This is a genomic window from Brucella sp. H1_1004 (assembly GCF_047308065.1).
In the GTDB taxonomy this organism is placed as follows: Bacteria; Pseudomonadota; Alphaproteobacteria; order Rhizobiales; family Rhizobiaceae; genus Brucella; species Brucella pseudogrignonensis_B.
On the sequence record NZ_JAYKZA010000001.1, the window covers coordinates 841828 to 856807 of the forward strand.

The following is a 14980-nucleotide window of genomic DNA, read 5'->3' on the forward strand; positions in this document are numbered from 1 at the left end:
GTAAAATTATATCTTTAAAAGCTACGCAACAATTCCCTGTAAGGCAAACCCCGCTGCAACATGTTGCAGTTGTATTCTCTCTAGGGCTGGAACTTGATTTGCTTAACGGTTCCAGCCGGTTGTGGCCTTCTCACTTCCTTTAGTGGCACTCCGGGAGCAAGGATAAGTGTGTTCGGCGCTTCAAAGCCTATACAGGTATCAAAGGGGCGCTGGTCTCCGTTGATTGTGAGGAGGCCGCAGTAAAGTTTGCGCCCGTCAGAAGCACGACGATCAGCAATGAAACGGCGTCCGGCTGGAAAGAGATACTTGTTCCATGCGTGATCTTGAACAAGCGTGGCGCGTGTGAACTCTATAGCGTCGTATCCCTGTGGACCCGGTTCGACGGCATTAATAGAGACGCAACCGGCAAGCAATGCGAGTGCTGGCAAAGTCAGAGCAGCTTTCATTTCGTTGTCTTTCCAAAAGAGATCGAAAGGCCATTCATGAACTCAGGGCCTTTGGGTCGAGGTGCTTCTTCCCGGACGGGCTTTTCTTCAAATCTACCGTCTTTCCGGAAGCTGTCTGGCAATGCCTGATCCAAATCCTGCCGTTCCGGCTCTTTTCTCGGTTTGAACGCAAGGCGCATGATTTCAGCATAGCTTTTCGTATCGACTTGCAGCAGCGCCCGCTTGCCGTCGGTGAATTCGATAGCGACAATCTTCTCGTGCCTATTGCCGCCACCTAGGAGCCCGGCGAACATTCCAAGCGGACCCAACGCCAAACCTCCAATCGCGCCCCAGCCTGCCTTTTTGAAGACAGACGTGCTGTTTTGCTCGGTAAGGAGTTCAATGCTCACCACTTCAGTATCGGAATACTCCGGGCCGAATACTCTCGCCATGCGAATGCGGTTTGGTTTTCCAAAAAATGCTGGTTCAAATATGCAAACTGTGCCCGGAGCCCAATCTCCGGCTAAAACCTTGATCCCCATTCTATGCCCCTATGCATAAGTGGTCAGCGTTTTGCTGCCATCGCTTCAACCTGCATGTTTACGTAATCGCTGATGCCTTCAAGCTCGTTTTCAGGCAGGCCTTTTGGCTCTTTGCAGCGCTTGTATGCTTCAGCGAGCGCCTTCTCGGTGTCTGGCCGTTTCTGTTTATGCAGAACGGTTGCTGCTTTTCCGACGAGGCAGGCTACATAATCGTCGCTTTTGTCAGCGTGAGCGATGGCCGGAAGAGAAATCACGCCCAAGAACAGAAAAAATACTCGTTTCATCCCTCATTCCCCATCATGTCGAGTTTATTGATGCGATAAATCTGATTACGCGGCACCTTAAGCCCGTTGCAGGCCTCAAAACGTGCAAAAATATCGGCGTATTCCTGCCCATTCTGGCTCCGTAGCTCGCCAGCAAGGTCAACTGGCAGTAATGCCAGCTTAGCAAACCATTCTTCACCTGTGCTGCTGTAGCGTTCCACTATGCGAAGCCAAGCGTCCGGTTTGTTGAAGCGCTGATGTAGCGCCATGTGAATGGAATGATTGAGCGTGAAAGGCTCCCACGAATAATAATTTTCACTATGCAAACGTAGTTGGTGTGTTTGTCCTGAGATGCAACATGTTGCACCGCGTTTGAACAAGCCGCTGTCTTCAAGCCACATAATAAGTTGCCAACCGCGCACGCGTTCGACATGTGTGAAGCCATTGTAATCAGGCAGTTCGCTCCACGGCCACTTCCTCAGTCCCTTCATGCTAGAAGGCCTCCAGAAGCCTCAAAATTGACCGCTGAGTGCTGTGGTGCTGAAAGAGCAAGCATAACGCGTTCAACCTGCCCCGCGAGCGAGCGGACAATCTCAGGGCGCTCCATTCCCGGCTCAATTATCAGCGGAATGAATACGCGTTTCGGACTTTCAACGATGATCTGAATATCATCCGGGAAATCAGAACCGCGTCTAAGACAATCCAGTGTTTCAGGCGGTGTAAATCTGTCAAAGCGGAGCCAAACAGGTGAAAGTTTATGTGACGCCCAAGCAATGCAATCGAAAGCGATAAAGCACACAATCCCGTAGCCACGTATATATCTGCCAGAGTAGCCAAGCCCGGAAGAGCTTGTCAGGCCTTTGTGATCAAAGCCATTGAGTGAAGACAAGGCTTCCCCAACATCATTAACGATCTGGCCGTACTGCACATAACGACGGGCAGTCTCAATGCTAGTTAGCTCTTCACTGCGCAAAGGAAGAAAAGCTTCTGTGTCCATGCGCTCGCAAAGGCCAACCAATTGCCGCACGTCATCAAGTCGTTCGGTTTCGTCCCGGATTTCCATCTCGCGAAGGACCGCTGAAAGAAGCGCACGCCAACTAACCAAAACGAAGTTATTCTTTTCATCAATAGATGCCTGCCAGAGTTCAGGCTTAAGCTCGCGTCTCGCGCTGACGGCATAATTGCCGCCTTTCAGTCTGCGCGTTAATTCTTGCCAAAGCGATGTCATCCGAGCCGACGGAATAATGAAAATGAGTGATGCCGGAACATCTGCTGGAAGGCGGGCTGCATAGGTCAGTGGCTGGTGCTGGGTCAATCCAGCGTGAAACTTTGTTTCCGCCACAACGTATCGCAGCAAGTCGCTGCCATAGCCCTCAAGGTCCGGGCGTCCATCGTCTTCCGCGACCGCTTGCGTGGCGAATGACAAATCCTCTGGCAGCGCAAAGCCGCCAGCGCTTGCAACAGCAGTAAACGCCGCACGTGCAGCCGCTGATTTTTGCAGAACGAAGCCCAAAGCCTCAATGGCTATATTTTCCGGCGATTGGCTGAAACGCGTTGCAAGGTGGGCGAAAAGGGTTTCACTCACCATGCCGTCACCGATAAAAAGGTGACAGTGTCGGACGTGACAAAACCATAGCGTGGAGCTTGTGCGAAAATCATGTTACCCCCGAAGGGTAATCGTCGCGGTACGTCCCCGCGAAATACCCCTTCAACCCTCTGGTGATCGGGGAGTTCGAAACTGCATGACACAGCCCATACGGCCTTTAGTTCCGGAGAACCTGTTGCATACGCCGCAGGCTCCCCGACCCTAAGGTCGAAGAGTGGTGCCAATTCAGCGGCACCAGCCTAGTCATGTGAGGTTTCGACGCCCCAAAGCCGCACGTACGGCTTCACTGTCTATTTCCCGCAGTTCCTGTTAATTGTCAAAGGGTTTGGATTGTCGCGGCCCAACCCACATGACAAGTTTGTCAGTATTGATCTAACTATGAGTGCCCACTTTTTTATTGCTGTAAGCTTCCTGCACTTTTTAGTTGAAAATCGATTGCCAAACCGCTAGCAGGCCAATTCCTTTAGCAACAGGTGGTGCTTAGTTGTGATAAGTCTGAAACAGACAATTGCAATATTTATTAAGTAAGAGTAATCGCACAACAAAGGGCTTCTTTTATCCGTTGCATTAGAGGAGGCAATTTTGCGATTGCCATCGACATTTGTATTAAAAAAAACTGCAACCGTTTCATTATTAGCAGCGGCGATTTCGATTTCTGTATCAACTGGAATTCGATATATACTTGGTGTTCACTCCGACACAATCACGATAATCGTCAGATTGATTTTGCCTTTCGTGATTGCCATCCCGCTCGCATTGGTTTGGTTCACGCGGTTAGAAAAACTTCAAAAAGCATACCGGAACTTAGTTCGCCATTCTAATGAATTAGCGAGAACAGCCAGTTCTGATCCTTTGACTGGTTTATTAAATCGCAGAGCATTTATTGAACAGTTTGATGGGGCTATGCAACTCAATGTTAGAGGCTGGTTCCTTATTGCTGATGTTGATTTTTTGAAAAAGATTAATGACGCATTCGGACATCCTGCTGGAGATGATGCCATTTTGTGTGTTGCACAGGCCATGGAGAGCGAATTGCCGCCCGAGGCTTTAATAGCCCGGATAGGAGGGGACGAATTCTGTGCTTTTATTCCGAGAGGAAATCACGAAGACATCACCACAATACTTCATCGAATTAACGTTGCAGCGGCGGATTTTTTCGCTAACAAGAGAAATTATATCTTACAGCCACTTTCGATCTCTATCGGTTATTTAACAGTCAAACCTAATCAAACATTTGCTGAAATAATGTCGTTGACAGATGAGCGCCTTTATCGAAAGAAACGAGCGCGTTCTAGGGTATAGACTTTGTTATTGACCCTGTTATCGATTGATCAATTGAGACAGAAATGCGACCGTCGGATCCAGAAGCGAAAATAACGGCTAAAACTGCAAGCACGAAAGGCGTCACTAGTATTGCACTTCGCAACGCAGTTTCGGTCAGTGGTGAGTTCCGATGCTTTTTCATGATAAAATATATTTTTAATTACGGTCTAAATTACGGTTAAAAAGTTTGATGAACAAAAAGTAAAAAAGCGGGAATATGTTAAAATAGAGATTAATTTTATACACCTTTTTTACTGCTCAATATTCTATAAACAGAAGCTCTGCTAATGCCTAACCGAATGGCAATTTCAGTGGCTCCAATCCCTGCATCACTTAGCGAATAGACATCTTGCGATTTCTTACGAGCAGTTGCAACGCGCCCTTTGTATTTTCCGGCTGCTCGTGCTGCAGCGATGCCTTCGCGCTGTCGGACTAACATGATACTACGCTCAAATTCAGCCATCGCACCGAAAACGGAAACAAGCATTTTACCGGAAGGCGACTTCGTATCGACGGAACCGCCTCCAAAATCAAGAATACGAAGGCCCACGCCTTTACGGTCTAACTCTTCCACAATGGAGAGAAGGTGACTAGTTGAGCGGGCAAGCCGGTCCAGCTTCGTAATGACTAAGCTATCGCCTTCTCGGACGAATTCGAGTGCTTGTTCAAGTTGGTTTCTTTCAGCGACCGAAGAAATCTGTTCGCTAAAAATCTTAGTGCAACCTGTTGCACGCAAATCCCGATGCTGCGCCTCAAGCCCAGCATTTTGTTCGGCTGTCGAAGTTCTGGCATAACCGACGATCATTTAAACCTCTGTTTCTCATATGCTTTTAGGCACAATGAGAAACTGTCTCAAAAATGCAAGACCTAACTTATGTGAGACGTTTTTAAATGCGTCCGGATTGTCTCACATGAGCAAGGCCTAGTAAGATTTAGCTTACAAACTCTATTTTTTTTCGAAAGGAAACTGTAGCGTCTCATTGTCCCGTTGGTTAATCTGCTGCTGTGACGCTTCCTTGTCTGACATTGCATTTGGTGATGTTGTTAAAAAGCTTGCCCGAGGTAGCCCCGCATAGTCGAGTATCAAGCCGATAATTGTACGAGCTTCTCTGGTTAGTTGTGAGGGAGCGGGCAAATTTCGGTTAAATGCTGCAGCTTCAAGCGAAATTGCCCCATCAATTAAATCTCTACCAGCTGCTGGTTTAGAAAAGAAATCTACCAAGCTATTTATTGATAAGTCCTCTAGCGAGCGCGCGAAACTACTGCGTATACGAGCCGCAGAAGCGCCACTTTGATCAAGATATTCAGTTACGAGCTCCTCAGCAAAATCAGTATATTTCTTGCTTGCGTCGGCATCGGGTTTTCCAAAAAGCAGACCATTCTTGAAGAATTCTCGGCGACCTTCGTTTTCGCTGAATATCTCCCCTCGGCCTAAGTAGTCAGCAGCTATAGCCACCAAAGAAGCGAAAAAATAAGCTCCTCGAGCTAGTTCGCTTGGTACTCTCTCTCTTTCCAATGATAGTGAAAACAGCTCTGCGGCGTCGTCGATCCAAATATTCAAAGCGGAAAAAGTGATCCCTTCACTTAATTCTGAAAGCGAATTTTGAAATCTTGTTTTTAGATTTTCCGGCCCGCGAAGGCCGATTTTTTTCCACTTTTCAAATACTTCCTCGTTTGTCAGGCGGTTCGACATTGAGCCATATTTAGCTAAAATAGGTGCAATATATCCCTTCGAAAGCAATTTAACGCCAACCCGTTTTGCAAACGGCGTAATCGTGTCGACTGAACTGGTTGTCGCAACAATTGCGTCGTCCGCATTTAGAGCTGACTGCAGACCCTTTACCCACACAATTCGCTCGAAGGCTTTAGCTCGTTTCTTGTTTTTTATGTCGACAATCGAGATATGGCGGGAATGAACACTTGCTCGTGTATAAACCCATAAATCAATATCCGTTATATCCTCTTTGCCTTGCCGAAAAGGAACTCCGCGAACGACAAAAGAATTCATTCCGAGGAAATAATGACGTAACGCTTCTTCCAAAGCGCCACCTTTATCTTGATTTTTCTCAATACTAACATTCATTATCTGGTCTTTCTCAAAACGCTCAATGCCTTTGATGCTCCGCTCTTGGCTTCTGGAATGTCTTTTAAGCGTTCTGCACTACGAGTATGATCAGGGCCATAGAATTGCGCGGCAGAAGTACTATCTGCCACCCGGACAGCTGACAATGTCGCATCTCCCTTTAGGATAAGTTCTTTTGCCATTTCAGCGATTTCCGGTTTATTGAGCGAAAGCCGATGGCCTTTTTCAGAGGTCGTTACAGTGACGACACCTCGACGCTCGAGAATTTTATAGTCTTCTCGAAGAGCCTCTGCCCAACCTTCCACATAACCTCGCTTTATAAACACATCTAGAAGAACTTTTGGATCGCGAATGGCTCCTCTAACATTCGAGCTTTTCACTATTCCGTATGTTAGACTACTAGCTAAAGCTTTGGCATCGTGAAGCATATCAGCTAGTCCACCGGGCACGAATTTAGCTAACGAGGCGGGCTTCATGACGAATTCAGTTGCACCGTTCTCATTAGCGACCACGCTCACCTCAAAATATGCGATCTGGTGCAATTTACTCCATAATACATGCCCTAGGAGGCCCTTTAAAGTTTCTGATGGCACACATCCTTTTTGGCTTAATAAAAAGTCCGCCTCCATCAATTGTTTCTGCTCTTCCGGCGACAATCCTTCCAGTACACGCTTCGCTTTTTCCGCGTTGTCGCGGGAAAATAGCGATCCATTAAAATATAACCTATCAGATTTAGCGTCTTCGAAATCGACGAAGCCAATATGTTCGGAAAGCGAGAAAAGATCGTCGCGCTCAGCTGTTGAAAGTTTAAGCTCGTCGCCAATTTCCTCTTCACAGTCTTGCCGGGCCACTGGAGATAAGCTCGCAATTTCAGCCAGTTGAATGACTGCCTTTTCGAGTTTGTTGGGATTTTGCGAAGTAAAGAGGTCAGCGGTGTGGGAAAGCAATTTGGATTGCGTAACGCCTAACACAGCGACGCCCCCATTCTGAGCTGGATCTACTAATCCGGCCTTCTGAAGCTCGTTAACCAGCCCCGGCAAAGCGAATTTCTCGATACCGTTTATTCGTGCAAGTTCATTAAGTCTCTCAGAATTTATGTCCCATCCGTCTTCTTTGGACATGACTGATAGAAGTCTGCCAGCGGTTCCCGCTAAGGAAATGTTATCGAAATCTCGAGACCGTACAGCATTTAACTTTTGATTGTGATGGAGAACCCAAGCACCTATCGTCGCTTTTTTGCTCGAAACCGTATCTTTCTGAATATCCAAGATAATCCCCTAAGTATTTGCCCAATCAGAGAATACATTTCAAAAAAAAATTATCAAGCTGCTGGGAAACTGGGAAAATGAATTTTAGATGCACTAGTTTTACGATACTCAGCGCATATGCTATTTTTATAGACCTAAGTTTTTTTATTAGACGCACTTCTTTTCTTTAAACGCTGCGAGCAAATCGGATGAAAGTTTCCTCCCATCATGGAATAGTTTAGAAAGCTTATAGGGAGGATGGGAAATTTTATTATTGTTATCCACCATCGTTCTCTTAGGAAAAAATAAGGAGATTTAGAAAAATTGGAGATGTGGGTATATTTTTAATCAGGAACCCCGGCTGGGGGCTACGTATGGAGCAGGATGAGACAATCATTTACGAAGGTCTTGCCACTGACTTGGGGTAGTAGTTATTTCTCGAGGTGTAAGAATATGAATTTTCTGGTGGGAATTTTGGTGGGAGTTTAATCGCAATATCACAGAATAAGCAGATTAATTGTTCATTTTGTCGATTTCCTCCTTAATGTAGGCTTGCATTGGAATTGCCTAAAGTCTAAGGGATACGGGCCTTTATGGCAGGTCGGAGCGTAGCGCAGCCCGGTAGCGCACTTGACTGGGGGTCAAGGGGTCGTGGGTTCGAATCCCGCCGCTCCGACCATTAAATAACAAGTACTTAGACCCCATCCTTGAAGTTCCTTAAAATCGAAAATAGCCACCGTGTCGCCACGAAACATAGAAACGTGTGGCAATATTATACACCGTGGCTATCTGGGTCATTTGCGAGTGGCGATGCGCTCGTCAATCCATTCATCGACCTCAGCCCTGACGAACGCTATCCTTTTGACCCCCAGCTGGACCGGCTTGGGGAAGTGACCTTCGCGCGCCATAATTGTTAACAAAACACGCGAAAGGGTCGTCGCCGCACTAGCCTCTTTCGGCGACATAAGTCGCGGAGATGCATTCTGATAGGAATTTTCTTCTGGCATTTTACCTCCTAGTTAAAGTGCAATTGACACAAGGCTTGGTGAAGGCCATATGCCGGTTGTCGGGGTGGTACCCGAAAGGAAACGGAGAGTTGGTGGCGAAAGTCTCCTCGTGGCTCTCCGGATTACGGAGGACGGCGGCTTACGGGTGGTGCCGGGCATAACGCCGTCCTTTAATGATTTATGTAGCTGGAACAAATTAGCTTCGATCTCGTTTTCTTATTGATAAACAAGGAGATCATTATGCTCACAGCTGGCGTTATGTGGCTTTTCGGTGTGCCGCTTGTCGTTGTCATCCTCATTTATTTCTTCATTCTCAGAAGACGTTGAGTTTTTCCGCCACCGGCCATCAACAGCCGGTGGCGCTTTCTTTCCTCGTGCTTGGTACTTCCCGCTGGTGAGGCGCAAAGTTAATGGCGATCCCGACTGGATTCGAACCAGTGACCTACGGCTTAGAAGGCCGGTGCTCTATCCAGCTGAGCTACGGGACCGGAACCGTTATCGCCTGCGCGGGTCGGTATAGACGATGATGGCCATTGCAGCCCATGAGCCGACCACGCCGCAAACGCATCCGATGACGAATGATGTTAAGTCCATTAATCTGACCCCACTCGTGGTTGCGTTTTCACAACCTGATCCTTAAGGGCCACGCGCTGCTTGAGTTTTTTCAGATACAACGGCTCTTTCGTCGACGGTTTAGGATTGTCCCGCCGGCTCCTCTTATATCCCGTACTCAAGCCGCAACCTCCTCAGAGAGCTCTTTCTGCCATGCGGCGAGTGCTCGCTGTAAGCGGTCAGCATTGTGAGCGATCTGACGCGCTAAGAAATCCTGCCGCACGTCGTCCTTGTCAAAGAGGTCGGCGAGAATGAGCGACAATGCGTTATTGTCGTTGACGGCCTGTACCAGACGTTCTTGAGGAGTCATGCTGCTGTTTCCTTAAACTTAATGCCTTCGATGATTTTTAGGAGATGGCGCCGGTTACACGTCATGACGTGCTCGCCACCGTGATGAAGTTCCCAGCCAATAGCATCGTGATGCTTGCCGAGAACAAATGCCTTGCCGTTGAGGAAAACAGTGGCGCCTTCGTGGAAGATGTCGTCTTGTGGCGGTTCTTCGCTTCTGACGACCGACTGCCAGGCGGCCCGCAAGGTTCTCTCAAGATCACTATGCCTGTCGTGTAAGGAAATCGTGCCGAGGTTTAGCGGTGTATCCTCAGTCAGCATGTCCATCACGCAGATTGCTGAATTTAGCCGACCTATGATGTCATCAAGCTCGAAGAAAGCTTCTCTGGCGGTTTCGAGCGGGGTCATGCCAATTCTCCCTCAATAACATCACCGCGAATTGGCGCATCAATGACCATGCCAACCACGATCACACTGTTACGAGCCATGCCGCGGGTACTTAGGTTCGACTGGAACCATTCACCGAGCGCAGTGCGAGCTCCGAATGGCTTGTACCCTAGAGCTTCTGCTTCAATGTCCATAAGGCGGATACGGCCATTATGCTCGATAACAACAGCGCGGCCTGAGCCTTCATAACGGTTGATGTCCACCCACACCACTTCACCATCGATGATCATGGCGCAGAGATTACGCGGCTTGCGGCTTTGGACACGATGAACGATAGATCGCATGTTATGGCCGGTTCTGGGGCGTGCGGGTGCGATTGCTGGCACTGCGTGCTGCATGGCGTGATCTCCTCGGGCAAGAATTAGTAATCTGTTTAGGATGATTGATAGCGTCGCTGTACAACTCTATGCATTTTCTATAATGCTATGCATAAATTATCACGGTTAACAAAGTCAATACAAAAAGTATCGAGTTAGGCAAAAATTATGCTCACAGCCTCCCAGTGTCGTGCAGCTCGCGCTCTCCTAGCTTGGTCGCAGACAGATTTGTGTGACGCGGCTAAGGTTGGTAGAGCCACACTCGCTAACTTCGAATCTGAAAAATCAACACCCTATGATCGTACACTGCGCGACATCCGCACCGCCCTGGAAGCCGCCGGCATCATATTTATTGATCAGAATGGCAACGGGCCCGGCGTCCGTTTGAGAGATCGTCAACAATAGCGCTTGCCTCAATATCATTACAGATCTAGCTTGATACATATCTTAGTGAGGGGCGATGGTATGGAAGCGATCTTTATATTTTTAGGTCTGTTATTCGGCGGTGCAATTTTATGGGGAATCGTTACTGGAAGTAACCAAGTAAAAAAACAGAATGCACAAGGAAAAGCACTGCAGGAGATACCGTCCTTCCGACCAGCTGTTAAGTTTGACGGGGCGAATGGCGGAGCGGGCGTAGCAATTGACGCGACTGGTAATAAATTTGCCATAAGCGATGGTGGGCAAACAAGAGTTTTTAATTTTAGCGACTTGGTTGCGGTAGAAGTTTTTCGCAACGGTTCATCAGTCACAAAAACAAATCGTGGTAGCCAGGTCGCAGGAGCTGCGGTTGGCGCAGTTCTTTTGGGGCCGGTGGGCTTGCTTTTGGGTGGTTTAACTGGGGGGAAGAGAAACGAGGAAAAAGTTGAGCGCCTTTCTTTAAAAATCTTCACAAATGACTTGGTATCACCGGTTTACGAGGTGGTTTTCTTCGGTGGCATGAAAGCCAAGCCAGATTCAATGCTCGTGAAGCAGGGCGCAAAGCAGTTGGACGAGTGGTATGGCAGATTCCAGACTATTCTACATATGCGAAGCGCAGCAATGCACTCTCCCGTGGATCAACAACAAGCTCCCCAAATTCAGATTTAACCAAGCGCCCTCCGGGGAGCTTACTTAAATTCAGAAAGCCACGTGCCACAAAAACCCATCCTCATTTACAAGTTGGCACCTGCTCATATCGCGCTTATGGAGCGGATAGCAGGCGGCATATCGATGGATGCTTTGGGTTACGGAGAACAGGTCGTTTATCAGGAACTAGTCAAGCTCGGCTTCGTCGATATGCAGGTAGCCAAACGTGGTAAGATTGCCCTCATATTTACCGAGAGCGGCCATAAGCTACGCACAAGCGGTTATCTCTCAAAGAGGCCGGTAATCCGCCTCACAGGCGCGCAAATGGCTGGTCTACGCTTTCTTACGAAAGGCCGGGTGGTTTCAATGATATTCCTGCTCAAATGAAAGAGCCAATCCGCCGATTGCGCATTCGTGGCTGGGCTACTTCAGAAGAAGACGAACAAGGCAGATATACAGTCCGGATTACGACCGAGGGCTGGCAGATATTAAAACTGGTGGATGCATCAAGTGAAGCATAGTCCCACTCTTGCCGCTCAATTGAAGCCGTGCAAAATGTAATCTGGGCAATTTGGGGATAATAAATGCATATTCGTGTTCTTGCATCGATTGCAACCGCAATCGTTGTTACTGGCTGCCAGTATAAGGCAGAGCCAATCAGTGTAGCATCTTATAATGTCTACTCATCTTACGATGGAAAGCTTTCAGGCAAATATCTCTTGTATGTAGACGGCTCAAAACTCGACAAGCCTATCAAGCCATCTGACTTTAATTGTGCAGCACATACCTTCCCACTGGCCTTGTCTCAAAGCTTTTCAGGTTCAGTCCGGAAGACATTCCAAAATCTCGTCGGCGAACTCGAAGTAGTCAACCAACCAGTTGATCGGAACGATCTGCGTGCGCGCGGTGCCAAAGGTATGATTATCGTTCGCGGTGAAGACGTTGATGCGCGTCTGAGAGTGGTTCCCGGCTTCTGGTCCGCAGGTATGGATACCAATGTCGAGATTTCTGCATCAATCACAGTTGACGGTGTAAACGGTCGACTACTTGGGACAACGGTATCGGGTAATGGCAATGCGCAAACTGATGCAGGGTTCGCCTGTGAAGGCGGTGCGAAGTCTCTTGCCGGATCTGCGGAAAAAGCAATGAAGGAAACACTTGGTCGTCTCGGCGAAGCGCTCGTCAATTCAGAGCGTGTCAGGAAGGGCGGTTGAATACCGCCCGCTCAGCCACCTCAACTCAGCGGTTGGCTGAAAAGCTGGGAAGGTGATTAAGCCTTGAGAATGTCGAGATACATCACTGGCTGTTCATTGGCTTTATTTGTGGCTGTATCGAGCAGCGTAAAACCAAGACGTTCGTAAAACTTCACCGCTGATTGCTTCGAGTCGACAACGACGAAACGACAGCCAACATGAGGAGCTATTGCGTCCTTGACTACACCGATTGCAAAAGAAACTAGATAGTCGCCGAGCTTCTTGCCTTGGTATCGCCTATCTACTGCAAGGCGTGCAATCTTAACTGACGGAAATGTTTTGTAGTCATAAGCCTGATCAGGAGGAATCACATCTTGCGGTGTTTTTGTCAGGATTTCCCCGCAGATAAGCGTGATATAACCGATCAGCTTCTCATTGGGGCCAAAAAGACCATAGGTTCTGGCAAAACTATTGACCTGATAATCCTTAGCTTTCCGCTGAATAAACATTTTCAGCGGAAGGAACTCTTCACTGCCAAGAGAAAGCCCAGTGACTTTATCACTGGGCCCTATCAGTCTTAGCTCAACTTCGAATTCATCGTTCGGCAACTATTCCCCCGTTGCTGCCTTGACGGTAAACTTAACTTTACCTTTGCCCTGAAACTCCTTAAAGAGCTCACGCCCTTTCTTGACAGTCTCATGCGCGGCAGCTTTTGGTTTACCGAAAGTTACCTGATTCCGAAACTTCTTAGCGTCGTCATCGGTCAATTTCACCTGACCGAACGCGCTTGAAATAACTGCCATTGCACGTTCCTTTCTGTCTGGTGGCTGCGTATTACGCTGTTAATATGCGTCTAGCATATTGACGCGGACTAATCAACGTGGTACGGAACTCGCGTCTCGTTCCGTACCACGCAAGGCTACCCAGCTTACACATTTTTTGTACTCAGTACATATTGTATGTAGGAATGATCGCGGAACCTTCCAATCACGTTCTGCTACAGGCGCACCTTTCCCGCCATTACAATATCTTCACCTCGGCACCTCAATCAGCTGGAAACTGGCCGTCGGAAAATGACCGCTTGCCATTTGAAAGCTGTCCTTCACGAGTCGAGTGTTCATCTCGGGACGCTTAAACCGCACGTTTGCACCAGCGCCAACGTAAGACGATATCGGCTGATCGACCTTGACAGTCAGCGTCGTGCTGGCAGCAACTCCGCCAATGACAACCTGCAGCATTTGCCGATAGTCACCGCTTTGAAGTGAGAATAGATCTCCAGGCTTCAAAATGAGGCCGGGGACGACGTTGTTTAATTGAACCGTGTATCCGCCAGTAACCGTCCCGCGCGTGGCTGTGCCGCTTATCCGAGGATTATCAGCGTCGCCCCAGTAGGCTTGTGGGATGCAAATATGCGTCGGCCGATAAACGATCGTTTCTGCTCCGCCTCTTGCCGCCGCAATGAACGATTGAAGCTGAACGGCTTGTCCGGCTGTCAATGGCACAGTCTCCATATCCACGGTGCGATAGCTATCCGCGTACTGCACCGTCGATAGTGTTCTGCCGCCGTACTTCGTCTGGCTGGTTGGAATAGTAAGCTGGGGATAGGACGGCAGGAAGCCGATACTGGATGGAAGATCGATCATGGATTGTCCTAGAATTCAGTGCAAAATATATTAGTCAGATAATCATTCAACTTGGAACGAAATCGGCTGAATGGTGTTCCGCTATCGAGAATGTAACCGGAGCTCGCCTGTGTCAGTACAAAATGAAATGCGTAGGTCGGCAGAAGCCGTAGGCGAAGTTTCAAAAAGCCAGTCGATTATATTGCGGCGAAGCACGGATATCGCTTCAATTGGAGACACTTTGCGGCGCATGAATTGCGCAAATTTGGAAGAGGACGAAAGTCCATTTGAAGAACTACTATCAAGGCTCGCCAGATGTGAAAAATGACTGTGTCGCATTCGCAGCCAGCAAAAGACACTTGGCGTAGTGTGCCTTTAAGTGACCTCAATTGTTAGCTTGCTATTATATTGAAGATGACGGACTCTAGATTGTCAGTATTAGATTTTTACTCGGGTTCGCTGGCAGGATTAGATCGTCCGTACCCGCAACTTGAAAGGAGGACTCCATGCCTTCCAATATCCAGTTCGTTAATTTTCACATCAACAACCGCATTCTAAATCAAATGATGGCGAAGGCTGGTTATGTTACTTTGAGAATGAAGCCGCTATCCGGGCCACTCTTTCAGCAGTCGAAACTAGTTTTGCAGAATTTTATGACGGGCGTCATGCGTGACCATCGTGCTGATATCGCTCCATTACCTGAAGCTACGTCGGCATATGGGGCGGCCTAGTTACCCCAGCTTTATCGTCGTAGAGTTCACCGTCCGGGAGGGCTCGCCGTAATAAGTTTTGTTTAAATATTGGTTTTGTTATGCCTTTATTAAAATGTTAGATATTTGTTATTATGAAATAATTCATAAATATAATTTGACAAAATCCGATGAGTATATTAGGTATTAATTATCGATATTTTCTTGATGAGTTTTGCTTATTGCAC

General features: G+C 47.9%; 20 protein-coding genes, 2 tRNA genes and 1 pseudogene. 7 read left to right on the forward strand and 16 right to left on the reverse strand.

Annotated elements, in window-relative coordinates; genetic code table 11:
• Positions 1–80: 80 nt before the first annotated feature.
• The 5 genes from U2P60_RS04100 to U2P60_RS04120 are packed head-to-tail and all read right to left on the reverse strand — an operon-like array spanning position 81 to position 2818.
• Positions 81–446, reverse strand: a complete 366-nt coding sequence (locus tag U2P60_RS04100) for a hypothetical protein (protein WP_413571436.1) — start codon at positions 444–446, stop codon at positions 81–83.
• Positions 443–967, reverse strand: a complete 525-nt coding sequence (locus tag U2P60_RS04105) for a hypothetical protein (RefSeq protein ID WP_413571437.1) — start codon at positions 965–967, stop codon at positions 443–445. The genes U2P60_RS04100 and U2P60_RS04105 overlap by 4 nt, the downstream gene beginning before the upstream one ends.
• 23 nt (positions 968–990) lie before the next feature.
• Positions 991–1251, reverse strand: coding sequence for a hypothetical protein (locus tag U2P60_RS04110; RefSeq protein WP_413571439.1), 261 nt, complete (start codon positions 1249–1251; stop codon positions 991–993).
• Entirely contained in the window at positions 1248–1721 is a 474-nt protein-coding gene (locus U2P60_RS04115; protein ID WP_413571440.1) for a hypothetical protein, read from the reverse strand. The genes U2P60_RS04110 and U2P60_RS04115 overlap by 4 nt, the downstream gene beginning before the upstream one ends.
• The gene (locus U2P60_RS04120) at positions 1718–2818 is read right to left on the reverse strand and encodes a hypothetical protein (protein ID WP_413571441.1); all 1101 of its coding nucleotides are present in this window, start codon (positions 2816–2818) and stop codon (positions 1718–1720) included. Before U2P60_RS04120 ends, U2P60_RS04115 begins: the two co-directional genes overlap by 4 nt.
• A 600-nt stretch (positions 2819–3418) precedes the next feature.
• Between U2P60_RS04120 and U2P60_RS04125 the strand changes: the two genes are divergently transcribed.
• Positions 3419–4138: a GGDEF domain-containing protein gene (locus U2P60_RS04125; RefSeq protein ID WP_413571442.1), complete on the forward strand. Its 720-nt coding sequence runs from the start codon at positions 3419–3421 to the stop codon at positions 4136–4138.
• Positions 4139–4397: 259 nt separating this feature from the next.
• Here the strand turns inward: U2P60_RS04125 and U2P60_RS04130 are convergent, their stop codons facing one another.
• The 3 genes from U2P60_RS04130 to U2P60_RS04140 form a co-directional block, all read right to left on the reverse strand.
• A complete protein-coding gene (locus U2P60_RS04130; RefSeq protein ID WP_413571444.1) occupies positions 4398–4964 on the reverse strand; it encodes a recombinase family protein in 567 nt (188 codons plus the stop codon).
• Between the two features lie 141 nt (positions 4965–5105).
• A complete protein-coding gene (locus U2P60_RS04135; protein ID WP_413571445.1) occupies positions 5106–6242 on the reverse strand; it encodes a hypothetical protein in 1137 nt (378 codons plus the stop codon).
• Positions 6242–7510, reverse strand: coding sequence for a hypothetical protein (locus U2P60_RS04140; protein WP_413571446.1), 1269 nt, complete (start codon positions 7508–7510; stop codon positions 6242–6244). The genes U2P60_RS04135 and U2P60_RS04140 overlap by 1 nt, the downstream gene beginning before the upstream one ends.
• Positions 7511–8091: 581 nt before the next feature.
• Here U2P60_RS04140 and U2P60_RS04145 point away from each other — a divergent pair.
• Positions 8092–8168: transfer RNA gene (locus U2P60_RS04145), tRNA-Pro, on the forward strand.
• A 115-nt stretch (positions 8169–8283) separates the two neighbouring features.
• Here the strand turns inward: U2P60_RS04145 and U2P60_RS04150 are convergent.
• The 5 genes from U2P60_RS04150 to U2P60_RS04170 all read right to left on the reverse strand — a co-directional run bounded on the left by U2P60_RS04150 (position 8284) and on the right by U2P60_RS04170 (position 10181).
• On the reverse strand, positions 8284–8496 hold the full coding sequence (locus tag U2P60_RS04150; protein ID WP_413571447.1) for a helix-turn-helix transcriptional regulator: 213 nt from the start codon (positions 8494–8496) through the stop codon (positions 8284–8286).
• 411 nt (positions 8497–8907) lie between these two features.
• Positions 8908–8984: transfer RNA gene (locus U2P60_RS04155), tRNA-Arg, on the reverse strand.
• Between the two features lie 242 nt (positions 8985–9226).
• On the reverse strand, positions 9227–9418 hold the full coding sequence (locus tag U2P60_RS04160; RefSeq protein ID WP_413571448.1) for a hypothetical protein: 192 nt from the start codon (positions 9416–9418) through the stop codon (positions 9227–9229).
• Entirely contained in the window at positions 9415–9804 is a 390-nt protein-coding gene (locus U2P60_RS04165) for a hypothetical protein (RefSeq protein WP_413571449.1), read from the reverse strand. Before U2P60_RS04165 ends, U2P60_RS04160 begins: the two co-directional genes overlap by 4 nt.
• Positions 9801–10181, reverse strand: coding sequence for a hypothetical protein (locus tag U2P60_RS04170; RefSeq protein WP_413571451.1), 381 nt, complete (start codon positions 10179–10181; stop codon positions 9801–9803). Before U2P60_RS04170 ends, U2P60_RS04165 begins: the two co-directional genes overlap by 4 nt.
• 147 nt (positions 10182–10328) lie before the next feature.
• Between U2P60_RS04170 and U2P60_RS04175 the strand changes: the two are divergent.
• The 4 genes and pseudogenes from U2P60_RS04175 to U2P60_RS04190 form a co-directional block, all read left to right on the forward strand.
• Positions 10329–10556, forward strand: a pseudogene (locus tag U2P60_RS04175) (helix-turn-helix domain-containing protein); the annotation flags it as partial.
• A gap of 69 nt (positions 10557–10625) precedes the next feature.
• Positions 10626–11249, forward strand: a complete 624-nt coding sequence (locus U2P60_RS04180; RefSeq protein WP_413571452.1) for a hypothetical protein — start codon at positions 10626–10628, stop codon at positions 11247–11249.
• 42 nt (positions 11250–11291) lie between these two features.
• Positions 11292–11615 carry a hypothetical protein gene (locus U2P60_RS04185; RefSeq protein ID WP_413571455.1) on the forward strand — a complete coding sequence of 108 codons (324 nt, stop codon included), beginning with the start codon at positions 11292–11294 and terminating at the stop codon, positions 11613–11615.
• Positions 11616–11812: 197 nt separating this feature from the next.
• Positions 11813–12442, forward strand: a complete 630-nt coding sequence (locus tag U2P60_RS04190) for a hypothetical protein (RefSeq protein ID WP_413571457.1) — start codon at positions 11813–11815, stop codon at positions 12440–12442.
• A 56-nt stretch (positions 12443–12498) separates the two neighbouring features.
• On the opposite strand, the gene U2P60_RS04195 is transcribed toward U2P60_RS04190, so the two are convergent.
• The 3 genes from U2P60_RS04195 to U2P60_RS04205 all read right to left on the reverse strand — a co-directional run bounded on the left by U2P60_RS04195 (position 12499) and on the right by U2P60_RS04205 (position 14064).
• Positions 12499–13029: a GNAT family N-acetyltransferase gene (locus U2P60_RS04195; RefSeq protein WP_413571458.1), complete on the reverse strand. Its 531-nt coding sequence runs from the start codon at positions 13027–13029 to the stop codon at positions 12499–12501.
• Positions 13030–13224: a hypothetical protein gene (locus U2P60_RS04200; protein WP_185920310.1), complete on the reverse strand. Its 195-nt coding sequence runs from the start codon at positions 13222–13224 to the stop codon at positions 13030–13032.
• 228 nt (positions 13225–13452) lie between these two features.
• Positions 13453–14064 (reverse strand): hypothetical protein, encoded by a 612-nt coding sequence (locus U2P60_RS04205; protein WP_413571459.1) that lies wholly within the window; start codon positions 14062–14064, stop codon positions 13453–13455.
• A gap of 485 nt (positions 14065–14549) precedes the next feature.
• On the opposite strand from U2P60_RS04205, the gene U2P60_RS04210 reads away from it, so the two are divergent.
• A complete protein-coding gene (locus U2P60_RS04210) occupies positions 14550–14774 on the forward strand; it encodes a hypothetical protein (RefSeq protein WP_413571460.1) in 225 nt (74 codons plus the stop codon).
• Positions 14775–14980 lie beyond the last annotated feature (206 nt).